Source organism: Actinopolymorpha rutila (assembly GCF_013407855.1).
Taxonomy (GTDB): Bacteria; Actinomycetota; Actinomycetes; order Propionibacteriales; family Actinopolymorphaceae; genus Actinopolymorpha; species Actinopolymorpha rutila.
This window is the reverse complement of the sequence record NZ_JACBZH010000001.1, coordinates 576529-599317: the sequence shown is the minus strand read 5'-3', so window position 1 is coordinate 599317 and position 22789 is coordinate 576529. Positions and strand designations below refer to the sequence as shown.

The 22789-nt window shown below is 70.7% G+C and carries 22 protein-coding genes; 9 read left to right on the top strand and 13 right to left on the bottom strand.

Features of this window, described 5'->3' with window-relative positions; all coding sequences use genetic code 11:
• Nucleotides 1-31 precede the first annotated feature (31 nt).
• Together F4554_RS02530 and F4554_RS02525 are read left to right on the top strand one after the other, a co-directional pair.
• Nucleotides 32-1294 (top strand): NAD(P)/FAD-dependent oxidoreductase, encoded by a 1263-nt coding sequence (locus tag F4554_RS02530; protein ID WP_337795842.1) that lies wholly within the window; start codon nucleotides 32-34, stop codon nucleotides 1292-1294.
• A gap of 86 nt (nucleotides 1295-1380) precedes the next feature.
• The gene (locus F4554_RS02525) at nucleotides 1381-3333 is read left to right on the top strand and encodes a DUF8034 domain-containing protein (protein ID WP_179785875.1); all 1953 of its coding nucleotides are present in this window, start codon (nucleotides 1381-1383) and stop codon (nucleotides 3331-3333) included.
• 36 nt (nucleotides 3334-3369) lie between these two features.
• On the opposite strand, the gene F4554_RS02520 is transcribed toward F4554_RS02525, so the two are convergent.
• Both F4554_RS02520 and F4554_RS02515 read right to left on the bottom strand, forming a co-directional pair.
• Complete coding sequence (locus tag F4554_RS02520; RefSeq protein ID WP_179785874.1) at nucleotides 3370-5211, bottom strand: HNH endonuclease signature motif containing protein; 1842 nt, start codon at nucleotides 5209-5211, stop codon at nucleotides 3370-3372.
• A 150-nt stretch (nucleotides 5212-5361) separates the two neighbouring features.
• Nucleotides 5362-6063 carry a formylglycine-generating enzyme family protein gene (locus F4554_RS02515; protein ID WP_337795841.1) on the bottom strand — a complete coding sequence of 234 codons (702 nt, stop codon included), beginning with the start codon at nucleotides 6061-6063 and terminating at the stop codon, nucleotides 5362-5364.
• Between the two features lie 460 nt (nucleotides 6064-6523).
• Between F4554_RS02515 and F4554_RS02510 the strand changes: the two genes are divergently transcribed.
• On the top strand, nucleotides 6524-7243 hold the full coding sequence (locus tag F4554_RS02510; protein WP_202889109.1) for a DUF4352 domain-containing protein: 720 nt from the start codon (nucleotides 6524-6526) through the stop codon (nucleotides 7241-7243).
• A gap of 207 nt (nucleotides 7244-7450) precedes the next feature.
• The gene (locus F4554_RS02505) at nucleotides 7451-9013 is read left to right on the top strand and encodes an aldehyde dehydrogenase family protein (RefSeq protein ID WP_179785873.1); all 1563 of its coding nucleotides are present in this window, start codon (nucleotides 7451-7453) and stop codon (nucleotides 9011-9013) included.
• 213 nt (nucleotides 9014-9226) lie between these two features.
• Here the strand turns inward: F4554_RS02505 and F4554_RS02500 are convergent, their stop codons facing one another.
• Nucleotides 9227-9601, bottom strand: coding sequence for a TraR/DksA family transcriptional regulator (locus tag F4554_RS02500; protein ID WP_179785872.1), 375 nt, complete (start codon nucleotides 9599-9601; stop codon nucleotides 9227-9229).
• Nucleotides 9594-10199 carry a TetR family transcriptional regulator gene (locus tag F4554_RS02495; RefSeq protein WP_202889108.1) on the bottom strand — a complete coding sequence of 202 codons (606 nt, stop codon included), beginning with the start codon at nucleotides 10197-10199 and terminating at the stop codon, nucleotides 9594-9596. The genes F4554_RS02500 and F4554_RS02495 overlap by 8 nt, the downstream gene beginning before the upstream one ends.
• A gap of 118 nt (nucleotides 10200-10317) precedes the next feature.
• On the opposite strand from F4554_RS02495, the gene F4554_RS02490 reads away from it, so the two are divergent.
• The 3 genes from F4554_RS02490 to F4554_RS02480 all read left to right on the top strand — a co-directional run bounded on the left by F4554_RS02490 (nucleotide 10318) and on the right by F4554_RS02480 (nucleotide 13166).
• Nucleotides 10318-11703: an MFS transporter gene (locus tag F4554_RS02490; protein ID WP_179785870.1), complete on the top strand. Its 1386-nt coding sequence runs from the start codon at nucleotides 10318-10320 to the stop codon at nucleotides 11701-11703.
• A 62-nt stretch (nucleotides 11704-11765) separates the two neighbouring features.
• Entirely contained in the window at nucleotides 11766-12608 is an 843-nt protein-coding gene (locus F4554_RS02485; RefSeq protein WP_179785869.1) for a hypothetical protein, read from the top strand.
• Between the two features lie 42 nt (nucleotides 12609-12650).
• Complete coding sequence (locus F4554_RS02480) at nucleotides 12651-13166, top strand: NUDIX domain-containing protein (protein WP_179785868.1); 516 nt, start codon at nucleotides 12651-12653, stop codon at nucleotides 13164-13166.
• Here F4554_RS02480 and F4554_RS02475 read toward each other — a convergent pair.
• From F4554_RS02475 to F4554_RS02460, 4 genes are all read right to left on the bottom strand, one after another.
• The gene (locus tag F4554_RS02475; protein ID WP_179785867.1) at nucleotides 13163-13936 is read right to left on the bottom strand and encodes an SDR family NAD(P)-dependent oxidoreductase; all 774 of its coding nucleotides are present in this window, start codon (nucleotides 13934-13936) and stop codon (nucleotides 13163-13165) included. The two genes, F4554_RS02480 and F4554_RS02475, sit on opposite strands and share 4 nt — an antisense overlap.
• Nucleotides 13937-13954: 18 nt before the next feature.
• A complete protein-coding gene (locus F4554_RS02470; RefSeq protein ID WP_179785866.1) occupies nucleotides 13955-14212 on the bottom strand; it encodes an acyl-CoA-binding protein in 258 nt (85 codons plus the stop codon).
• Nucleotides 14213-14376: 164 nt separating this feature from the next.
• On the bottom strand, nucleotides 14377-15384 hold the full coding sequence (locus F4554_RS02465) for a Gfo/Idh/MocA family protein (protein WP_337795840.1): 1008 nt from the start codon (nucleotides 15382-15384) through the stop codon (nucleotides 14377-14379).
• Between the two features lie 156 nt (nucleotides 15385-15540).
• Nucleotides 15541-16344, bottom strand: coding sequence for a phytanoyl-CoA dioxygenase family protein (locus F4554_RS02460; RefSeq protein WP_179785865.1), 804 nt, complete (start codon nucleotides 16342-16344; stop codon nucleotides 15541-15543).
• 302 nt (nucleotides 16345-16646) lie between these two features.
• Here F4554_RS02460 and F4554_RS02455 point away from each other — a divergent pair, with 302 nt between their 5' ends.
• Nucleotides 16647-17888 carry a cytochrome P450 gene (locus tag F4554_RS02455; RefSeq protein ID WP_179785864.1) on the top strand — a complete coding sequence of 414 codons (1242 nt, stop codon included), beginning with the start codon at nucleotides 16647-16649 and terminating at the stop codon, nucleotides 17886-17888.
• Nucleotides 17889-17905: 17 nt separating this feature from the next.
• Here the strand turns inward: F4554_RS02455 and F4554_RS02450 are convergent, their stop codons facing one another.
• From F4554_RS02450 to F4554_RS02440, 4 genes are all read right to left on the bottom strand, one after another.
• Complete coding sequence (locus F4554_RS02450; protein ID WP_337795839.1) at nucleotides 17906-18502, bottom strand: NUDIX domain-containing protein; 597 nt, start codon at nucleotides 18500-18502, stop codon at nucleotides 17906-17908.
• Nucleotides 18499-21126 carry a hypothetical protein gene (locus tag F4554_RS02445; protein ID WP_179785863.1) on the bottom strand — a complete coding sequence of 876 codons (2628 nt, stop codon included), beginning with the start codon at nucleotides 21124-21126 and terminating at the stop codon, nucleotides 18499-18501. Before F4554_RS02445 ends, F4554_RS02450 begins: the two co-directional genes overlap by 4 nt.
• A 70-nt stretch (nucleotides 21127-21196) precedes the next feature.
• On the bottom strand, nucleotides 21197-21436 hold the full coding sequence (locus F4554_RS33425; RefSeq protein ID WP_337795838.1) for a phospholipase domain-containing protein: 240 nt from the start codon (nucleotides 21434-21436) through the stop codon (nucleotides 21197-21199).
• Entirely contained in the window at nucleotides 21360-21734 is a 375-nt protein-coding gene (locus F4554_RS02440; RefSeq protein ID WP_202889106.1) for an alkaline phosphatase family protein, read from the bottom strand. The genes F4554_RS33425 and F4554_RS02440 overlap by 77 nt, the downstream gene beginning before the upstream one ends.
• Nucleotides 21735-21865: 131 nt before the next feature.
• Here F4554_RS02440 and F4554_RS02435 point away from each other — a divergent pair, with 131 nt between their 5' ends.
• Nucleotides 21866-22333: a HEAT repeat domain-containing protein gene (locus F4554_RS02435; RefSeq protein WP_179785862.1), complete on the top strand. Its 468-nt coding sequence runs from the start codon at nucleotides 21866-21868 to the stop codon at nucleotides 22331-22333.
• Here F4554_RS02435 and F4554_RS02430 read toward each other — a convergent pair.
• Nucleotides 22322-22777 carry a YybH family protein gene (locus F4554_RS02430; RefSeq protein ID WP_179785861.1) on the bottom strand — a complete coding sequence of 152 codons (456 nt, stop codon included), beginning with the start codon at nucleotides 22775-22777 and terminating at the stop codon, nucleotides 22322-22324. The genes F4554_RS02435 and F4554_RS02430 overlap by 12 nt on opposite strands.
• Between the last annotated feature and the right edge of the window lie 12 nt (nucleotides 22778-22789).

The window sequence follows — 22789 nt, the reverse complement described above, 5'->3', positions numbered from 1 at the left end:
ACCGGACAGCCGGTGGGCGGGGAGGCGTCAAGTGGTCGAGTCCGAGTACGACGTGGTGGTGGTCGGCGCCGGCATGGCCGGTCTGGTGGCCGCCCTCGATCTGGTCGCGGCCGGCCGTACGGTCACGGTGCTCGAGCGCGAGGCGCGCCCGGGTGGCCGCGTCGCCTCCGACCACCGGTCCGGGTTCACGCTCGACCGCGGCTTCCAGGTGCTCAACACGTCCTATCCGCAGGTGCGGCGACGGCTCGACCTGCCGGCGCTCGACCCGCGTCCGTTCACCGCCGGAGCGCTGGTGCGGTACGCCGGAAAACTGCACCGGCTGGGCGACCCGCGCCGCCACCCGGCAGACCTGCCCGCCACGATCGGCTCGAGTCTGCTGCCGTGGCAGGCGAAACTCGCGCTGGCCGCCTACTCCGCCGACGTGGGATTCACGCCCGTACGCCGACTGCTGCAGGCCGAGGAGACCACGGCTGCGGAGTCACTGCGCCGGCGCCGGCTCGCCGGTCCCGCGGTGGACAGGTTCCTGCGCCCGTTCCTGTCCGGCGTACTCGCCGAGGACCAGCTCACCACCTCGAGCAGGTTCGTCGACCTGGTGTGGCGCAGCTTCGTCCGCGGCACCGTCATCGTTCCTGCCGCCGGTATGGGAGCGATCCCAGCCCAGCTGGCGGCCCGGCTACCCGACGGAGTTCTCCGCACCGGTGTCGAGGTCGAGGGGGTGACGCCCGGACTCGTCCGGTACGACGGGCAGGAGGTGCGTGCGCGCGCCGTGGTGGTCGCCACCGACCCGGCCACCGCCGGCAGACTCCTGCCAGGATTGAGGATTCCGCCGCTTCGCGGGCTCACCACCTACTACCACGCCGCGCCCGAACCGCCGCTGACCGAGCCCACTCTGCTCCTCGACGGGGCCGACGACCGGACCATCGTCAACACCGTCGTGCTCACCGCGGCGGCCGCGTCCTACTCCACCGACGGCCGGGCACTGATCTCCACCTCCGTCCTCGGACCGACCGGTCGCGACAGGGGCGCCCCGCCGGACGAGTCGGAGATCCGGACGCGGCTGTCCGCGCTGTACGGCGTACCCACCGACTCCTGGGAACACGTCGACACCACCGAGGTCCGCGAGGCGCTGCCGGCCGCCCCGCCGCCGCTCGGCGATCTTCGCAAGCCGGTCGACCTGGGCGAGGGGCTGTTCGTGGCCGGCGACCACCGCGACACCCCGTCCACCCAGGGCGCGATGGCCAGTGGCACCCGCGCCGCTCGTGCGGTCCTGCGCCACCTCGGCGAAGCCGGCTGAAGTACTGGCGGGGACATCCGACCGGTTCAGGCCGACCTCGGCGCCACCTTCCCCGGTGCGTTCGCGCGGTGCCTACAGTGCCGAACGTGCCGAGTGACCAGAGCGTGCCGAGTGACCAGAGCGTCCTGAGTGACCAGAAGGTGCCGACCGTGCAGACCGGCGAACCGGCCGACGTCATCCCGGTCGTGGAGTCGACCGAGGTGTCGACGCCACCGGAGTGGGCCCGGTTGCAGCGTGAGCTGCTGGCGGCTTCGGAGCAGGCGGCGCTGGAGTTCGTCGACCGTTACGCACGCCCCGACGGCACCCTGCCGTGGCGGGAGTCCTGGCCCGGGATGGACGGTTCGGACGACCCGTACGAGGGGTTCCAGGGGCTGCCGATGCTGTACCTGCTCGGCGGGCGTACCGAACTCCTCACCCTCGCCCGCCGCCAGTGGGATGCGGTCACCTGGCAGTGGACGGAGTACGGCCAGATCCACCGCGAGTTCGACGCCTACTACGACTGGATGCACCACGGCGAGGCCAACAACCTCCTGTACCTGCTGGCGCTCGCCGACCCGACGAGTGCGAAGGAACGACAGCGGGCCGTGCGGTTCGCCGGTTTCTACACCGGCGAGGACCCCGAGGCGGCCAACTACGACCCGGCCAGGCGGCTGATCCGCTCACCGCTGACCGGCTCGCGCGGCCCGCGGTTCACGGTCACCGCCGAGGACTGGAGCACCCACCGCGAGGTGCTGGACAACTACCCGCCGCCGTTCGAGGACCTGCCGGGTGTCACCGGGCCCACGTGCGCGTGGACCGACGACGCGACGTACGCACACATCCTGGACCGGATGAACGCGCGGATGACCCGTGGCGACGTACCGCTGAACCTCACCGCGACCAGCCTGCTGACGCACGTCTATCTGTTCACCGGCGACGTTCGCTACCGGGACTGGGTGCTCGACTATCGCGCTGCCTGGCGGGATCGCGCCGAGCGCAACGGTGGCTTGCTTCCGGACAACGTGGGGCCCGACGACGTGATAGGGCAGTACATGGACGGCGCGTGGTGGGGCGGCTACTACGGCTGGCGCTGGCCGCACGGTGCCCACCAGATCCTCGAGGCGGTGGCGATCGCCTGCACCAACGGCGCTCTGCTCGACGGGAAGCTCACGCACCTGGACCTGATCCGTTCGCAGCTGGACGCATTGTGGGACCTTGGGCATGACGACGGCAGTGCATCCGGCGGCTGGGTGGTACCGCACCGGCATGTCAACTCCGGCTGGACGGACTACCGACGGCCGGACGCGCGCGTACCGGTCACCTGCTGGAGCCTGAGCCACGCGGAGGAGGACCTGGACCGGGTGCTCCGGTTGCCGGGATCGGCGGACTGGGGGACGCCGACGGACCGGATCGCCAAGGCCAACGGTGCCGCCAACAGTGAGCACTGGTTCGCGTACGTGCACGGTGCCAACCCGGACTACCCGGCGCAGATCCTGGCCACCAACCAGCGTCAGCTTCACCAACGCCTGGAGCGGATCCGTTCCGACGACGGGGACCCGGCGCAGTGGGACGTCCACCACTGGCAGGACATGAGCCCGGTCTTCGCCGAGGGGCTCGTGCAGACGATGCTAGGTGCGCCGCTGCACGTCTACCACGGCGGGCTGCAGTTCGCGACCGTTCGCTACTTCGACCGCACCGCCCGGCGTCCCGGCCTGCCACCGGACGTGGCCGCGCTGGTGGAGCACGTCGACGGCTCCTCGGCCACGGTGCACCTGGTCAACTGCGGCGCCGACGAGGAACGCGAAGTCGTCGTCCAGGCAGGCGGATTCGGCGAGCACCACATCGAGCACGCCACCGTACTCGGCGACGACGCCGGTCGTCGGCAAGTCGCGGTTGACAGCCGTTGGCTACGGGTGCGCCTCGCTCCCGGCGGGCAGATCCGGCTGCGGCTTTCCATGCGCCGCTTCGCCAACGACCCGTCGTACGACACACCCTGGGTCAGCCGCGCCGACCAACCCGCGCTGATCCGCTCCCGCGATCTCTCGGAGTTCGGCGAGTAGCTTTCGATCCGTACCCGAGCACCCAGGCGTTGGGCCTCAGAACGGCGGTAGGTCGTCGTCGGCCGTCCTCGTGTTCGAGGTGGCGGATGCCGGCTCGGGTGGTACGGGGTCGGTGAGGGATGGGGCCCCGCTGCGGTATTGCCGGCCGTAGGGGTCGGTGAGGGTGTGCTCGCCGGGGCCGGTCCGCTGGAGTTTCCAGTCTCGTTCGGTTTTGGCCTTGTGGTGCCGCGGGCACAGCGGTGCGATGTTGTCCACCGACGTGGCACCGCCGTCGGCGTGTTCGGTGTTGTGGTCCAGGTGACACGTTGCTGCGGGCCGCCGGCAGGTGGTCCACACACAGCGCTGGTCGCGGGCATGCACCAGCTCGGCCTGCAGTCCGCGCAGGAACCTCGCAGGTATCGGATGCAGGTGTAATAGCCGTCCGGTGACCGGGTGAGTGACTCCGACGCTGAATCGGGCTTCGGGGTTGGTGAGGTTGTTCGCGACCAGCCTCGCGGCGACTTCGGTGATGACGGGTCCGAACCCGCCGAGCTCGCCGGGCCGGGCGGACAGTCCTATCAGGGTGGTGAGCGGGATGTTCAGCTGGATCTTCGCCCGCGTTCGTATCCCGCCCCAGCTCGGCTGCGAGGAAGACCAGGGCGGCGTGGCTTCTGATGGTGTTGCCGCCCCGCCTGGCGGTGGGTCGGTCGACTCGTCGGGTCGCCGGTTCTGCTGCGGGATGTGCCCCGCCGCGGGATGACCGGTGGCTGCGTCCTCTGCGGCAGTGGTGCGCTCGGCGGCGTCGTGGGCTGCGGCGTCGTGGACCGGGGTGCCATTCGCGGCGGCGCCGCACACCGTGCACCTGGCCACAGAAACCGGGGAGCAGTCACGGCACTTGCACCAGTCGTAGTGCAGGTCGTGGTCAGGGAAGCGGTGAATGGCACATTGCCCCTGCGCTGACTCGGTGTCGGCCCGCTCTTGCGGGACATCGTTCTCCGCGTTGCCCTGCTCGGTCTCGTCCTGCTCGGTCTCGTCCTGCTCGGTCTCGCCGGGTGTCTGGTCGGCTTGCCGTGGGGTGGAGCAGTCGGTGATGTGGGCGGTGCCGGTGAGTAGGGCGGCGGCGACGTCAGCGCGGAGTTGGCTGAGGGTGCGGGGGTCGCCGGTGGACTTGACCGCGCGGGCGATGGCGTCGATGTAGCCGTACGCCTCGGCGGCCTGGTCTGCTGACAGGCCGCGGATGGCGAGGTCGGCGACGCCGTCGACGGCGGGCCACATCGCCACGTTCCGCTCGGTCCGCGCGGCCCGGTGGCGTTTGACGGCGGCGGCGGGGTCGGCTTTGAGGACCTCTGCCTCGACCTTCGCCCGCAACAACCCGCCGCGCAGGTCGAGCACCTTGGGGAAGATGGCGTCCTCGATGGCCTCCCACAGGTCGGGTTTGGCGTCGGTGATGCGGTCGACGATGGTGCGGACCTCGTTGAGCTCCAACTTTCCGGTCGCGAGCGCCTCGCGCACACGGGGCAGGCGGGGCAGGGTGGCGGCCAAAGACACGTACTGGTGTGCGCGGTAGCCGGTCCACCCCAGCAGCGGTTCGAGGACTTCCGGGGTCATCGGGTCCGGTGTGACACTCCGTTCGGCAGGATCCTCGGGCATGCCATCGGTGGCGTAGGTCAGCTCGTTCACCGCGCTCAGGCAGGTGGCCTCCACCCAGCAGCCCAGCCGCCGCTGGCCCTTGATCAGCTCCTCCAGCTCCCACCCGTTGCACTCACGGACGTCGACCGAAGCGACCGCAACAGCCAACTCCGGCCCGCCCGGCAGATCAGCGAACCCGGCAGGCAGCACCCGACGAGGCCCGGGCTCCTCACCCAGGTCCTCGTCGAAGCATTCACCGTCGTCGCTCATGCGTTCGATTCTACCGAACAAGATCACCACAAGCTCGCAGGAAACTCCTTACCTACAAGAAGAATCGACGTCAACTTGAACTTGCCGCATGACAATCCCCAGCAGGCTTGCGTACCACCGAACCCTCCCGTTCCCGGCCGTACGCCCGCGTCAGGGCAGGGTGCGGGCGAGCCGGAAGCCGAGGTCGTCGATCGCGAACGAGGGATGGCTGCGGCGGCGTACGGTGGCGCCGCAGCCACGCGCCTCCTCGGCCCACCCGCCGCCGCGGAAGATGCGGTAGGAGCCGTAGACCTCCTCGTCGTAGAGGTCCCAGCACCACTCCCACACGTTGCCCAGCATGTCGAGCAGCCCCCACGGGTTGGGCGCCTTGCCGCCGACGTCGTGCGCCCGGCCTCCGGAGTTGTCCGCGTACCAGGCGATGTCGTCCAGCTCGCCGTAGCGGTATCCGGTGGTGCCTGCCTTGCAGGCGTACTGCCATTCGGCCTCGGTCGGCAGCCGGTAGCCGTCCGCAGTGCGGTCCCAGGTCACGCCACCGGTGCGTTCGTCGCGGGAGTACGCCGGACCGAGTCCGTGCCGCGCCGAGAGCCGGTTGCACACGTCCACCGCGTCGAGCCAGCTGACGTTCGTCACCGGCGAGGCACCGCTCACCGGCGAGGCACCTCTCACCGAAGGGTCGGGCTCGAGCCCGATCGTGGCGCGGTGAAGGTCCACCGTGACCGGCACCTGTCCCAGCCAGAAGGGCTCGAGTTCGACCTGCCACCGAGCGCCGATCCGGTCGTCCCGTAGGTCGGCACAGCCTCCGGGCACCTCGACCATCACCGGTTCGGCCAGGTCGTCGGAGGACAGGCGCACGGGGAGTTCCTCTCGGCTTCTCGGCTGCTCGGGCGGCTTCGCGAGCACACGATAGGGGCCGGCGATGAGAGTACGCACATCGATTTGGACATTTGGGGACACACCAGCTATCTTTACCGCGCTGTCCGGCGGGGGCCGGGCATAAACCAAGGGGGAAGGTCCAGGCGCACTCGCGCCTGCTGGTCGTGCGGGCACATCAGCTCGACGACAAGAAGTTCTCGACACACTCACGCGGTCAGGTTGGCGTCGCGTCGTTCACGCGCGCCGAAACCTGTGTTCGTACGAGTGTCCGACCGCGCAGACGTCGTACCGAGGTGTGTCCTCAACACGTCCTGAGCCGGCGGACCGTCCGTGAACTTCTCCGCGTACGCCGACACCGGGCAACGGTGTGGGCACGTGTGACCACACCTCCGCAGACGTCGACGGGGTCGACGTCTATACGAGGAACCGGGGGGTTCTTGTGAAGAAGTTGGGCATCGGCTGCCTTGCGATCCTGGGCGCGGTCTTCGGACTTGTCCTCATCATCGGCGTGGGCGCCGCGCTCTCCGGCGGTGGCGACGACGCGGCGGCGACCGACCAGACCGACACCACCGTGGACGAGTCCGCGGACAAGCCCGCAGCGGCGGACACCAAGAAGGCCGACACCGAGAAGGCCGACACCGAGAAGGCCGACACCGAGAAGGCCGACACCGAGAAGGCCGACACCGAGAAGGCCGACACCGAGAAGGCCGACACCGAGAAGGCGAAGTCGGAGAAGGCCGCACCCGCCAAGAAGGTGGACGACACCGCGGGTATCGGCGACGCGGTTCGTGACGGCGACTTCACCTTCACCGTGACCAAGGTGACGAAGGGGCCGGCGAGGATCGGCAACGAGTACCTCAACACCAAGCCACAGGGCAAGTTCGTCTACGTCTACCTGACGGTGGAGAACCATGGCAAGGAGGCCGGCACCTTCCTGGGTGACGACCAGTACCTCTTCGACACCCAGGGCCGCAAGGCCAGCGCGGACAGCGAGGCGGCCGTGTACCTCGACGACTCGCAGTCGCTGCTGGAGGAGATCAACCCGGGCAACAAGCTGTCCGGCATCGTGGTCTTCGACATTCCCACGGACGCCACTCCGGCGAGCCTGGAGCTGCACGACTCGATGTTCTCCGGCGGTGTCAAGGTTGCCGTCAAGTAGCACTTGACGGATCGGTGCCGGGGCCGCCACACGCGCGGCCCCGGCACCTTCAGGCAAGGCCCAGCGCCTGCGCCATCAGTCTCGCCCAGCCGGCGGACGCCCATCCCGGTTCGGTCACGGACGTTCGTGCTGCCACCGGTCGGCCCGGTAGCCTGCTCGCCCAGACGCGCCGAGCCGAGGCGCGTGGACCGCCGAGACGGGAATTCGATGAGCGAGCTCGACGAGACCACGACCGCGCCGCTGTCCTCACCACCGGCAACGCTGTACGTCGACGGCGCCTGGGTGCCCGCCGCCGACGGCGGCACCAGGGAGATCCGCTGCCCGGCTGACGGCTCGTACGTGAAGCACGTCAGTGAGGCCGGGACGGTCGACGTGGAACGCGCGATTGCCGCCGCCCGCAAGGCGTTCGACACCGGCCCGTGGCCGCGCACCCCAGCCGCCGAACGCGGCGACCTGCTGCTGCGGGTGGCCGAGCGACTTCGCACCCGGACCGAGGAGTTCGCCCGGGCGGAGTCCCTCGACACCGGTAAGCGGATCGTCGAGAGCCGGCTCGACCTGGCCGACATCGCCGCCTGTTTCACGTACTTCGGCAAGCTCGCCGGGCTGGATGCGGGCCGGCTCGTCGATGCCGGCGACCCGGGCGTGGTGAGCCGGATCAGCTACGAACCCGTCGGCGTGTGCGGGCTCATCTCGCCCTGGAACTACCCACTGCTGCAGGCGGCGTGGAAGGTCGCGCCCGCACTGGCTGCCGGCAACACGTTCGTCCTCAAACCGAGCGAGCTCACCCCCAGCACGGCGATCCTGTTGATGGACGTACTCACCGAGGTGGGCCTGCCGGCCGGGGTGGCAAACCTCGTCCTCGGTGCGGGTCCGGTGGCGGGCGCTCCGCTGTCGGAGCACGCGGACGTCGACCTGGTGTCGTTCACCGGCGGGCTGGAGACCGGGCGCCGGATCGCCGCCTCCGCCGCCGCGACGGTCAAGAAGGTCGCGCTCGAACTCGGCGGCAAGAACCCCAACGTCGTCTTCGCCGACGCCGACTTCGACGCCGCGCTGGACAACGCGCTGAACGCCGCGTTCCTGCACTCCGGCCAGGTGTGCTCGGCAGGTGCCCGGCTGGTCGTGGAGGAGTCGCTGCACGACCGGTTCGTCGACGAACTGGTCCGCCGCGCGCGGATGATCCGGATGGGCGGGCCGTTCGACGAGAACGCCGAGACCGGCCCGCTGATCTCCGCCGCACACCGGGACAAGGTGACCGAGTACGTCCGCCGCGGCGTCGCCGAGGGCGCGGTCCTACGGTGTGGTGGCACCTGGGGCGAGGGTGACCTGGCGAACGGCTTCTACTTCGCGCCGACGGTCCTCACCGGTGTGCGGTCGGGCATGTCCGTCGTACGCGACGAGGGTTTCGGGCCGGTGGTCACCGTGGAGACCTTCACCACCGAGGACGAGGCGGTCCGGATCGGCAACGACACAAGCTACGGCCTGGCCGCGGCGGTGTGGACCCAGGACGCCGGCCGCGCGCAACGGGTCGCGAACCGGCTGCGGCACGGCACCGTCTGGATCAACGACTTCCACCCCTACCTGCCGCAGGCGGAGTGGGGAGGTTTCGGCCAGTCGGGGATCGGGCGCGAGCTCGGCCCGAGCGGGCTGGCGGAGTACCAGGAAGCCAAGCACATCTACCACAACATCGACCCCCAGGTGACGGGCTGGTTCACCGACCACGACCGCAACAGCGACAACGGCCGCAGCCGCAGCCGGGACGGAACACGATGACGCACCCGCAGCGCCCGTCGTGTGGGTAGGCGGTCGGCGCCGGGCGGTCGAACGCGGAGATCGGGACCGTCCTGCATCTGAGCCCGGACACCGCGCGTACCTACGTCAGCCGGTTTGCTGACGAAGCTGAACGCCCGCGACCGTTCCCAGCTCGTGGTGATCGCCTACGAGAGCGGGCTCGTCCGTCCCGGGCAGAGCTGACCGGCCGGCGGCTCAGCGAGAGCGCGCGGCGCAGGTGACGCAGGTCGTGGTGGCCGGGCGGATCCGCAGGCGTTCGACCGGGATGGGTCGTCCGCAGCTTTCGCACCTGCCGTACGTTCCGGCGGCCATCCGGTCCAGCGCAAGCTCGAGTTGACGCAGGTGTTCGCGTGCCTGGTCGAGGAGTGCCTGCACGTGTGCGCGTTCGAACGCGGTGGACGAACCCTCCGGGTCGTGCTCGTCGTCGGTGGCCACCAGTGCGGCCGAATCGAGGATGCCGGTCAGGTCGCGGGTGAGGAACGCGAGCCGCTCGGCAGTGCGTTCCCGGTCCGCCTCCACCAGGGCGCGCAGCTCGGCCAGGTCGTTCGCCGGCAACCCGGCGTCACTCATCCCGGCCGCGCTCTTCGGGTACGCCCGCCGACAGCATCCTCGTCACGGTTCGCTGGTACGCCTCGAAATCCATGCCTGGCTGCACCGCGCGGTGCAACAGCAGTCCGTCGATCATTGCCGCGAACACACCGGCGGACGCGACCGGCTCGGGGTGCCCGCACGCCGCCAGCCAGTCCGCGAGCCGCTGCCGGATCTCCTCGATCAGGGCGGCGAACTCCGCGCGCAGGGTCTCCTCCCGCGTGGCGGCGAGGAAGCCCTCCACCATCAGCAACGACGCCGGGTCGGTGCCGGTGTAGGGGCGCAGGAAGCCGAAGAGTGTGTCCACTCCGGCGCGGACGTCGGTCGCCTGGCTCAGGACGTCCACGAGTTGGAAGACGGCTTCGCGGGCCGTGCGCATCACCGCCTCGCGCAACAGCTCGGCCACCGAGGAGAAGTGGTAGTGCACGAGCGCCGGGTTGACGCCGGCCCGTTCGGCCACCAGGCGGGTGGAGACCGCGCCCCAGCCGACCTCGCCGACGAGCTGGGCGGCGGCGTCCAGCAGTCTGGCCCGGGTGGCCTGGCCTCGCCCGGACGGTGCCTTACCGCGGCCGCCGGTCACCTGCGCGCTCCCGGGTTTCGCACGTCGCCTCCGTGACTGGTCGGTCGCCCAGGACGCTAACACGTACCCTCCCGGCCGACGGCGCTCCACCGGCCGACGATCCGGGTAGGACCGAGGCATGACCGGGTCCGGCTCGACGCCGCACATGCGCGCCGACGCCCCACGGCTTCGCGGGGTCCTGATCGCGGCGTCGCTGGCGATGTTCTGCGTACAGCTGGACTTCTTCGCGCTCGCCCTCGCCGTACCCCGGATGGCACACGACCTCCGGTCCACGCCCACCGACCTGCAGTGGGTGCTGAGCGGCTACATGCTCGCCCTCGGGTCACTGCTGGTCCTCGGCGGCCGTCTCGGTGACATCCTCGGCCGCCGGCTGGTCCTGGTGACCGGCCTCGGCATCTTCGGCCTGGCCGCCGTGCTGTGTGCGGTCGCGTCGTCGGCCGGCATGCTGATCGCGTTCCGGATCCTGCAGGGTGCCGGCGCGGCGCTCATCTTCCCGATGACCGTGGCCGTCCTCACCAGCACGTTTCCACCCGAACGCCGGGGCCAGGCGATCGGTCGCACGTACGGGCTGGCAGCCGTCGGCACCGCCGCCGGTCCGTTCGTCGGCGGCCTGCTCACCGCAGGCCCGGGGTGGCGGTGGATCTTCTGGACCTTGGTTCCGTTCGTGATCGTCGCGGCGGTCGTGGTGCTGCTCAGCACACCGGAGTCGAGGGACGAGACGGTGTCGCGCGAGGTCGACGTGACCGGTGCGGTGCTGCTCAGCGGCGGCCTGGCGCTGGTGACGTACGCCGTCGACCGGGCGCCGACGGCGGGCTGGACGTCCGCACTCGTCCTGATGGCCGCAGTCGTGGGGCTCGGCTTCGTCGCGGCGCTCCCGCTGGTGGAGAGCCGCGTACGCCAGCCGCTGATGGACGTCGAACTCTTCCGCAACGCCGCGTTCGTCCTCGTCACCGCCGCCGGGACGATGGCCAACATCGCCTACGCCGGCACGGTCTTCCTGGCCACGCTGTACCTGCAGAACGTCCGCGGCCTGTCGCCGTTCACCGCCGGCCTGGTGTTCCTCGCGCTCTCGGCGGCGTCGGGCTTCGCGGGACCACTGGCCGGCTGGCTGGGCGAGCGCCGCTCGGCGCGGGTGGTGATGACGATCGCGAACGCCGCCGGCGGGATCGCCGTGCTGGTGTTGTCGTTCACCCACGCCTGGTTCGCCTACGTCGTGGTCTTCTTCTGCTGCGGGCTCGGCTTCGGGCTCGGCTGGTCGTTCGCCTCCATCGGGACCCAGCGAGTCGTCCGGCGCGAACGAGCCGGCCAGGCCGCAGGCGTCAGCCAGACCGCGATCATCGTGATCGCCGGTCTCGCACTCGCGGTCGCGGCCACGGCGCTGGAACTCCTGCACGAGGCGGGCCACTCTCCGGGCGGCGCTATCGAGATCGTGCTGCGCGTGTACGCCGCCGGGCTGCTGGCCTCGGCGGTGCTGCTCGGGGCGTTCGGGCGGCCCGCCCGGTGAGGTCGCCGGACGTACCGCCGGATCCGCGCCCAACCTCGTCCCGCTTGTGTCATCGTGAACGCATGGCCTCGATCGTCCCGCCGGCCGACGAACACCTCACGACCGGGTGGGAACCCGATCTCCCCGCGGACGACACCCTGCTGCGCCAGGCCGTGCTCGTCCACGCCTCCTGGTCGGTGGAGGTCGCCCGCACAGCCGGGAAACCCTGGAGGTCCGAGCCTCGGTGGGCGGCCGGCCGGATCGGCGACCGCGGCGCGCTCACCAACCCGGTGATCCTCCGCCAACCCCTCACCGAGCCGGCGGAGGTGCTCGCGGAGGTCGGGGCGATGCTGCCGCCTTCCGTGCCGTACTTCCTCGTGAGCCCGTGGCCCACTCCCGATCTACGCGAGTACGGCCTGGCGCTGCTCGGCTACCCGCCGCTGATGGTCCGCTTCCCCGGGCCGCGGACTCCGGCCGCGTCCATCACGTCCACCTCGTCCAGCACGTCCGCCTCGCCCTCGGTGGAGGTGCGGCAGGTGCGCGACGCCGCCGGTCTCGCGGTCGCCGAACGCGTCCTGGTCGAGGGCTATCCGATGCCGGACCTGGAGCCGCTCGCACCGGGCGACCTGCTCGCGCCCGGGATCCTGACCGAAACCACCCGAATGTGGGTCGCGTTCGTCGACGGCGCACCCGCGGCCGTGGCCGCGTCCCACCGCCATGCCGGCGTGACGCTCGTGGAGTACGTCGCGACGCTACCGGCCGCGCGGGGCCGGGGAGCCGGCGCGGCGGTGACGTGGGCGGCCACCCTCGAGGAACCCGACCACCCGGCCGTCCTGATCGCCAGCGACGACGGGCGGCCGATCTACGACAGGATGGGCTTCGTGCCACTCATGCGGTGGACGGCCTGGTTGCGGCCGGGCGGCTGACCGATCCCCGGGCGTGGGGGTGCCCGCCGGTACGGTGTCGAGGTGACCGATCGGTTCCAGGTGGTTCCCGCCGCGTACGTGATGTTCCGCCGCACCGTGGACGGTGCCGAGCAGGTGCTCCTTCAGCTACGCCAGGGCACCGGTTACATGGACGATCACTGGGCGATGGCCGCGGCCGGGCACGTCGAGGCCGGCGAGTCGGTGTTCGAGGCGGCGTGCCGGGAGGCCCAGGAGGAGCTGGCGGTGAAGATCGACCCGGCCGACCTCACCCCGCTCACCGCCATGCATCGCACCGGCCGCACCGGTGACCCGATCGACGAGCGGGTCGACTTCTTCCTCCAGTGCCGCACCTGGACCGGCGAGCCGCACCTGGTCGAGCCGGACAAGGCCGCCGACCTGCGGTGGTTCCCGCTGGACGACCTGCCCGATCCGGTCGTTCCCCACGAGTTGTTCGTGCTGGACCGCATCCGCACCGGCGGCATCGACCCCGTGGTCAGCTTCGGCTTCACCGGTCCGACACTGCCGTCCGCCAAGGGTTCGGGACCTACCGTCCGCTAGAAGGTCACGGCGAGGCCGCCGTCGACCGGGACGATCGCGCCGCACACGTACGCCGCGGCCGGCGAGGCGAGGAACGCCACCACCTCGGCCACCTCGGCGGCCGTACCGGCACGGCGCATCGGGATGCGCCCGCCGCGGACGTAGAAAGACTGGAACTCCTCGCTCTCCAGTTCGTTCTCCCCGTCCACGACCGACATCGGGGTGTCCACGAAGCCCGGCGCGACCGCGTTCACCCGGATGCCGTGGTCGGCGAGTTCGAGCGCGAGGCACCGGGTGAGCTGGTCGACCGCGCCCTTGCCGGCGTTGTAGTGGCTGGACTCCGCCAGTCCCCGGTTGCCGTTGATCGAGGAGACGTTCACGATGACGCCGCCGGTGCCGCGGGCGACCATCCGGGCAGCGACCTCCCGGGAGAAGAAGTAGGCGCCCTTCACCAGCACGTCGAATGTACGGTGCCAGACCGGCGTCGGCGCCTCGACGAACCGCACCGGCTCGAAGATCCCGGCGTTGTTGACCAGGACGTCGACCGGGCCGACCTGCTCCTCGGCCGCGCGCACCGCGCTTACGACGTCCTCCTCGACGGTGACGTCGGCGGCTGCGAAGGTGACGTCCAGACCCTCCGCGCGCAACGCGTCCCGGGCCTGTTCCCCGGCCTCCGCGCGGCGGTCGACGATGACGACGCGGTCACCGCCGCCGGCCAGCCGCCGGGCCGTCGCCAGCCCGATACCGCTAGCGCCCCCGGTGACCAGGGCGACCCGCCCGGCGCCAGTCATCGCGTACTCCTCGTCGGCTCAGGGGGTCAGCTCCGCGGCGAGGTCGACGTACGCCCGCTTGGCCTCGCCCGAGCTCATCCCGCTCACCGAGGCCCACGCGTCGTGCTTGGCCCGCCCGACCGGGTTGGTGAAGCCGGGCCGCTTGCCGTCCACGTTCCCGATCGTCGCCTGCTTGTACAACGCGTACAGCCGCAACTTGACGTCGTTGCCCGGGTCCGCGCCGAGCGCGGACACCGCCTTCACGGCACCGGTGAAGTCTGTTTCCAGGTCGCTCATCCCGCACCTCCCCATACGGGACGGTGGTCGCCCCGCTCCACCGGTCTATGCCCCGACACAGCCGCGCGCAACGACAACCGGCGTGTTCCGGCCAGAGTTCTGGCTCCAGGTTCTGGCCGGGTGGGCTGGTCGTCGTCGCGCGCGGTGCGCGGATCAGGCAGGTGTCAGCGGACCGAGACCCGGGCGCCGCCCTGGCCGGCTGAACGGTAGATCGCCTCGCTCAGCTCGGCCACCGCGATCCCGGCGGCGGGCGGTGCCTCGTTGACGGCCTCGCCGCGGATCGTGGCCAGCAGGGCCTCGTGGATCTCAGGGGGCTCCGGGAGGTTCACCGGCTGCACGAGCTCACCGTCGCGGTAGTGCACCACCCGGCCGGTACGCCACGGGTGCTGCGGGTCTGCCTCGTACCGCAGCAGGCCGTTCGTGCCGGAGACGGCGACGTTCTCCATCCAGGTGGTGGCCAGGTCGCCCACCACGTGCAACTGCCCCTGCACGCCACCGGCGAACGACACCGTCGCGGCGGTGTTGATGTCCACCGGCGACCCGGCGTTGTCGACGAGCGCCGAGACGGTCTCCACCGGCTTGCCGACCAGCCACAACAGCATGTCGGCCAGGTGGGAGCCGCTGTCCATCAGCATGCCGCCGCCGGACAGGGCCGGGTCCTGCCGCCAGGTTCCCTTGGTGTTCGTCAGCCAGCGCTGGCCGACGGAAACCATGATCGACCGCAGCTCGCCGAGCCCACCGGAGGCGATGACCTCACGCATGTAGCGGTACGCCGGGTCGAACCGCCGCTGGTAGCGCACCATCACCGTCACCCCGGCGGTCGCCGCGGCGGACTCGATCTCCCGCGCGTGCGCCGGGTCGCAGGTGAGCGGCTTCTCGCACAGCACGTGCAGGTTGCGCTTGATCGCCCCGAGCACGATCGGGTGGTGCAGGGTGTGCGGGGTCACCACGGTGAGCGCCTCCACCTCGACCCCCGCGTCGTACATCGCCTCCACGTCGTCGTACGCCGGCACGTCGGCGACGGCGGGCACCCGGGTGCGGAAGCTCGCGAGGTTTCGCTCACTCGGGTCGACCAGCGCCACGATCTCGAAGTCGGCCAGGTTGGCCAGCGCCAGCGCGTGCCCGGTCGCCGCACCTCCACAGCCGACCACAGCGACCTTCAGCCTGCTCACGTCCATGCCTCCCAGCGGTACGGAATGTCGTTTCCGCAGACGACCCTTCCACACCGCCCCGGACGGGGCGGAACCCTTATCCGGGAACGGACAAGGGCTCGGCGCCCCGTCAGGAGGCGGCTACGGAGGGGCAGATTTGCCGGCGTGCCGGCCGTCCTACCGCGATGCCGACCGCGTCGCGCGTGACCATACGACCGGGAACGCGTCGTCGGTCATCAGCTCGCCGTCGCCGACGGTGACGAACTTCTTCATGACGTGCTCGCCGCCGGCGACGTAGCGGGTGTCGTCGCCCATCACGTGCATCGCGATCGCCCGACGGGGGCGGTTGCTGGTGTTGCCGTGGGAACCGTGCCAGGTCAGCGAGTGGTGGAAGTGCACCTCGCCCTTGGCGACCGGGCGCAGGACCACCTCGACCGGGTTCCCTTCGTACGTCTCGGGCAGAGCCGGGTCGTCCTCGGTGCGCCGGAGGAAGTCCATCTGGTCACCCCACAGATGGGAGCCACGCACCATGCTCATGCAGCCGTTGGACTCGTCCACATCGTCCAGCGCGACCCAGGCCGTGACCTGCGTGTCCGGCGTCAGGACCGGCCACAGCGGGGCGTCCTGGTGCCAGTGCAGCAGCCCGCCCTGCTCGGCCGGCTTGTACTGGATCTGGTCGTGCCAGACGCGCAGCTCCCCCGCTCCGCTGAGCTGGGCCAGCTCCTCGGTGATCTTCGGGTTGTGGATCAGCCGGTCGAACGCCGGGCTGGCCTGCCAGATGTTCACGATCTGCCAGATGGGCCGCTCGTCGGTCCCGAGGTTGGCGAGCTGGACCGGCTTCGGCACGTCGGTGCGGTCGCGCTGGTCGATGACGCGTTCCATCTCCGCACGCAGCTCGTCGACCTCGGCGTCGTCGAGCGCCCGCGAACCCTTCACGAACCCGTCGGCGCGAAAGCGCGCCACCTGCTCCTGCGTCAGCATGCTGAGGATCTCCTGACCCTGTCCGCGCCGGCGCGACCCGCGTGCTGCCCCGCACACCGCACGCCGCCGTATCTGTTCTGGTTACGCCTTATGCGCAACGTGTCGCGGGGACGCCGGGATTGTCAAGCGTCGTTCAGGGTTCGGACTGGGATTCGGACAGGTTCCCGCGGGGTTCGGGCTGGGTCCGGCCGGCGGGGACTGGCGGCCGTTGACCACCGCGGGTCGATGGCGGACGCTGGTGGGAGGCCGTCCGGACGACGGGCGAGTGACGGCCAGCGGGGAGCAGCACATCCGGGGGAACGATGACCACAGTCACGCAGACCTGGGCGACCCATCCGGACCAGTTCTGGCTACGGGGGCAGGCGCCGCCGGCGCTGGTGGAGTACGCCGACAGGCTCGGGTACTGGAAGGTGTACGGGTATCCGGAAGCGGTACGTATCCTCGCCGACCCGCGGACGTTCTCATCCGACGCCAGCCGGTTCGTACCCCGCAAGGATTTCGTCGAGGGGAACCTGCCGACGATGGACCCGCCGGAGCACCACAAGCTCCGCAAGCTGGTCAGCCGGGCGTTCACGCCGAAGGTCGTGGCCGATCTCGAACCCCGCATCGCCGATCTCACCAACGATCTCCTCGACCGGGCGGAGGCAGACCGGACAGCCGACCGGGCGGAGGCCGACCGGACAGCCGACCGGGCGGAGGCCGACCGGATGGAGCTGGTCGCCGACCTCGCCTATCCGCTCCCGGTCATCGTGATCGCCGAACTCCTCGGCGTTCCCAGCAGCGACCGGCACCTGTTCAAGCAGTGGGTGGACGGCGCGTTCAGCAGCTCCGAGCAGTTCTCCCTCGTCGAGCCGAGTGAGCAGCAGCAGCGCGCCATGGATCGGGCGTTCGAGCAGTTGCACCACCTCACCGACTACCTCGGCGAGCACGCCGCCGAGCGCCGCCGGTGCCCACGTGAGGACCTGCTCACCAAGCTCGTGGAGGCCGAGGTGGACGGCGAGCGGCTCAGCGACGCGGCCGTGGTCAACTTCGCCAACGTGCTGCTGATCGCCGGGCACATCACCACCACGATGCTGCTCGGCAACACGGTGCTGTGCCTGGACGCCCACCCGGACGTCGCCGGGCGAGTACGCGCCGACCGGACCCTGGTCCCGGCGACCATCGAGGAGTCGCTGCGGTTCCTCAGCCCGTTCGCCGCCCTCGCGAGGGTGACGAACACCGACGTCGAGGTGGGTGGGGCCCGGATCCCGGCCGGGCAGATGATCATGGTGGTGCTGGCCGCGGCCAACCGGGACCCACGGCAGTTCACCGACCCGAACGTCTTCGACCCCGGCCGCGACCCCAACCCGCACCTGGCGTTCGGGCGCGGCATCCACTTCTGCATCGGGGCTCCGCTGGCCCGACTGGAGGGCCGGGTGGCGCTGAACATCCTGCTGGACCGGTTCCCGCACCTGCGGACCGACCCGGACGAGCCGCCGACGTTCCTGCCCTCGCCGAACCTCACCGGCGTACGGGCGCTTCCGCTCCTGCTCGACCGGCGGTGACTTCCGCGCTCGAAAGGTCAGGTTCGCTCGACCTGCAGGGCGGCGTCGACGAACGCGAGAGAGATCGGCGGCAAGCCCAGCTTGACGACCTCCTCGGCGTCGGCGAGGAAGGTCCCGAGCTCCCACCCGTCGAGGTCGGCCCAGTCCTCGTCCGCGTCCACCGCCCGGGTCCTCGCGACACCGGAGTAGACCAGCTGCAGGAAGTCCGGATGCGGATAGGGATGGCCAGGCGGAGCGTCCACGAGCCGTCGCAGATGCAGAAAGCCCAGCGGGACAAGGGACTCCGGGTCCAGGTGCCAGCCGGTCTCCTCGTACACCTCACGGACCGCGGTCCGCGGCGGCGTCTCACCGGGCTCGGGCCGGCCACCGGGAAGTACGTGGAGCTCGCCGGGAATCCGGCACACCACGAACCGGCCGTCCACCCGCACCACACACCGGATCGAGCTCACCAGCTCCGGAACGGGAGCAACCCCGAGGTAGGCGGACACCCGCAACGGAAGCGTTCCGTCGGCCCACACCTCGTCCACCGTGGCCGCCGGGGAGTGCCGTTCGAGGAGAGCGAGCAGCTCCGGATGGCGGATGCCGAACCCCGGCCGCCGGCCGATCTCACTCACCGGGCGCAGTCCTCCGGAAGGGGAACGGAGACGCCGACCGGCGCCGACAGCCGCCGGCACCGGGACGAACCGGCTATCGCTGCACCGGACAGCAGGATGAACCCGGCGGCACCGTCGACCTCCACGTCGAACCTCCGCCCCTGGTAGGTCAGCCCGGACACCCCACCGTCCGCCTCGCCCGACAGGCGAACGAACACCGGCGCCCCGTCGTCGGCACGGCAGCCGTTGCGCAGCCACACGAAGTCGACCAGGTTCACCGCGCCGAACATCGACGGCCGGACACCGGTGCCCACCGGGCCGCCCGGCGGGTCGTCGTACACCTCGGCGAACGAACCGGCTCGCACGATGTCGCGGATGTTCGCCTGCACGAACGCGTCCGCCTCGGCGGTCAGGCCGTTCTCCAGCAGGCCGTACGTCGTGTAGGTGACGTCGGGCGCCTTCACGTCGGGGAAGCCGAAGCCCGCCAACGTCGCCTCCGGCGAGAACGAGGCGCGGAACCGCGCGACCAGCAGGTCCCTCTGCCGGGCGGACAACTGCGGCAGATGCAGACCGGTGCACACCCACAGCGTGTTGCCAGGGCTGTCGGCGTGGCTGCCCTCGACGTAGTGGTACTGCAGCGTGGGCGAGGGACCGTCCGCCGGGAAGAACCAGCTCCCGTAGTCCCGTGTCAACTGCTCCTTGCGGGTACGCCAGAAGGCGACGTCACCGGTCTCGCCGACGACCGCCGCGATCCGCTCGGCGTACCCGAAGTCGACGATCAGCGAGACGACGAACTCCGCGTCGCGCTCGTCGGGGATGTCGTGGTCACCGAAGATCCACCGCGGATTCTCCTGTGCCCACAGCAGATACCGCCGCAGGTCGGCGTAGATCCCCGCCAGACGAGCACGGTCCCCGGTCACCGAGTACAGCATCCACGCCGTCTGCGCCTTGCGGCTGGGCAGGCTCTCCCCGCCGAGCTTGCCGTCGCCGTCCACCAGCGACATCAGGCCCTCGAACGACGACCAGGCGACGTCGGGCCGCAGGTAGCCGAGGTACTGGATACCGAGCAGGCTGTCCCAGCTGGCCGACGGGCGAGCTCCTTCGGCACCGTAGTTCCACATCGACGGTTTGCCGGTGGCGACCTGCGGGTGGTGGTAGCCGACCTCGGGCGCCTCGGGCAGGGTGTTCGCGGCGAGGAAGTGCCAGGCTCGGTAGTAGGTCGCGGTCACGTCGTCCGGCCCGACGCCATCGGCCGGTACGCCGGGCAGGGTGAAGTCGCGTGGGCGCGGGACCCGTTCGAGCTCGGCGTTCCAGTACGCCGTCCAGCGGGCCTGGTCCCTGTCCGCCGCGTCCGGCCGGGCCGCGTCAAGTGCGCGTTGCGCCGAGCGTGCCGAACCCTCACCGGCGTAGGCGAAACCGATGCCGACGGTGAGGTCCCGGGCCGGAACCTCCACGCCCCAGTACCCACTCGGCGGCGGCGCGTCGAGTTCGGGTCCGCCGGCGCGCAGGTCGGTCTCGTCGGCGTAGTAGCGCACCCGCGTTTCGCGTCCGAGCGTGAGCGAGTAGCCGAACGCGTCACCGCGCACCGTCAGCACTCCCCGCCCGTCGAGCGCGATCTCCCCGGAGAAGCGCCCGGCCAGCGTCAGCTTCCTGCCGCCGCCGGCGACATCACTCACGGCCAGCACCCGGGTGAGGCTCGCCGCGTCGTGGAACTGGTCCCGCCCGCGCACGCCGCCACCGGAGGCGTAGTGCGCGGAGAACTCCAGTGCCTGCGGCCGCCACGTGGTGGTGAAGTCCTTCGCGGGTTCGAGCCACGAGGTCGGCTCCGCCTGCACCGCGATCCGGTCCACGACCAGCGGTGCGTTCTTCTGTACGACGAACAGCCGCAGGCTGAACGTCCTGGTGCCCGACCACCCGGTGACCTTGCGAAGGTCGTAGGAGAACGTCCCGGTCGCCGTCGTGTCTCCCTGGACCACCGTGTCGACCGGCGCGTCACCCTCGTTCACCTTCAGCGCCCACGCTCCGGCGACGCTGGTGACGTCCACGGTCACGACCGGGTACGCGTCGACGTCCACGGTCAGCGTCCTCGACAACGCGCCCCACGGATTGGGCGCGGAGTCCGGAAGCGTCATCGTCAACCGCGAGTTGGCAGTGGTGGCCACGACACCCGGCTCCGCACTCCACTGCGGTGAGAGGTCGTCGAAGTCGTCGGCGAAGACCACCGCGGGTGGCTTCGGGTCCGGCTCCCCGGCGGGCCGAACGTACAGGCTCAGCAGCGACGGCACCCGGATCGCCTGGTTGTGGGCGTAGTAGCCGACCGACAACGGGAGTTCCGGCCCGCTGTTCTGCTCCACCTCACTGCTGGTCTGGTTGAAGTCGTACGGATTGACGACGATCCGGCTCATCGGCACCGACAGCCAGCGCGGCTGCCCCGGCCCGGACACGGCGAGCAGTTCGGTCGTGGGTGGCGGCGGTTTCGCAGTGGCGCCGGATGCGACCTTCGCGGTCGCGGTCGCGGCCACCGCCGGGTCCTGCGCGGCCCCGACGAGCGTGGTCAGTCCCAGCCCGGTGACACCCGCGAGCACCCGGCGGCGCGTGGGGCCGTCGGTGTGGAACCTGCCGGCCGCGCCGTCGTCGTCGCGCATGGAACTCGACCCTAGTCACGCGTGCACTCTCGGTGAACCGGCTCGTCCTGCATAGGTCAGGCCCCGTCGGTCAGGCGGTTCGCCCCGCCCGTCCGTCCTCGATCCGGCCGACGAGCCGGCGGCGGAACGTCGGGTCCTCCACCGCCTGCACCTCGATGTCGTACCACCCGTCGTCGGTCGGCCAGTCGACCACCCGCCGGTCCCTGGCGGCCAGCCTGAGCGTCTGGTCGGTGTCACCGTGGTCCAGCGCCCGCAGCCGAAGGGTCGAGGTACTGGATGTCGGACGGGTCGCGGTGCGCGCGTTCGGCACCCTCCCGTACCGAGAACGGCAGCACCTCCCCGCCGCCGGGTCGCGGCTGATGCGACACCGGCCGCCCGCTCGGCAGCACCAGCGGCGTGCGGTCGCCGTACCCGCGGACTCCGCGCATCGTACCGAAGTAGTGGTCGAACGACCGGTTCTCCTGCATGAGTACGACGACGTGCTCGACGGCCTTCAGTCCGCCGGGCCGCATCGGCGCGGTCGGTGCACCTGTCGCCAACGGCGACCGATCCAGCGGTGGCCGGTTGGTGACGAGTCCCTGCCGCGGTGTGAACAAATGCGTTGCCATGCCGGCCGGCCCGGTCGTAGCGTCGACCGCGCCGACCCCGTCGGATGGAGCGACTCAGGACCTCGGTCCTGGTGTGAAGTTCGGCGGGGCGGCCTTTCTTTCGCCCCGGACCCTCTCCTCCGGAGGAAGCCATGGACAGTCCCCGGGATCGGCTCGCCCAGCTGGATCGCGCCGCCCTCCTCGAGGCGGTCAGCGACCCCGACCCGGCGGTGCGCTACTGGGCCTGCCGGCTACTCGACCACCACGAGCTCGACACCACCATCGCCAACCGCATGCTGGCCGCGGTCGAGGACCGGAACAAGAAGGTCCGCCAGGCGGCTCTGCACACCCTCGCCTGCGAGGCCTGCAAGCCGGACGACTCCGCCTGCTTCCCGATCGACGTCGTGGGCGTCGTCCTGGGGAAGCTCCGCGGCGACCGGAGCCTGCGGGTCCGGCGAGCCGCCGCCGGACTGATGATGTGGAAGAACCCGATGGAGCCACGCATCCTCCGGGCGTTCCGCCGGGTGCTCCGGGACGAGACCGACCCGATACTCCGCTCCAAGGCCGAGAAGGCGCTCCACTTCTCCTCGGTGTACTCGTCCGCGCTCTCACCCCGGTAGGTCGCCGGTCACCACCGACTCGCCGGTTTCGGCGTCGAAGGGCACCGAGGCGTGTTCGTGGACGATCTTCCAGCCGTCGTCGCGCCTGCGAAGACAGGTGGTCGCGCGCACCCACATGCCGACTTCGGTGCCGTCGACCATGGTGCCGCTGATTCGGACCAGGAAGTGGCAGAAGGCGACGTCGGCGTCCGCGGAGATCTCCAGGTCGCGGATCTGGTGGCCGATGCCGGTGCGGTACGCCGCGAGCCACTCCTGCTTGCGAGCCGCCGTCTCGGCGCCACGATGCACGAAGGGCGCTACGGCGTCGAACACCACGACAGCCGCGTCGTTCGCGGCGACCAGCGTGGCGGCGTCCTTCCCGGCGAGTGCCCGGGTGCGGGTCTCGAGCAGTTCGCGGATCTCGGCTTCGGCGGTCGGGTCGTTCGCCTTGTGCGCTGTGGTCATGGTGGGCTCCCC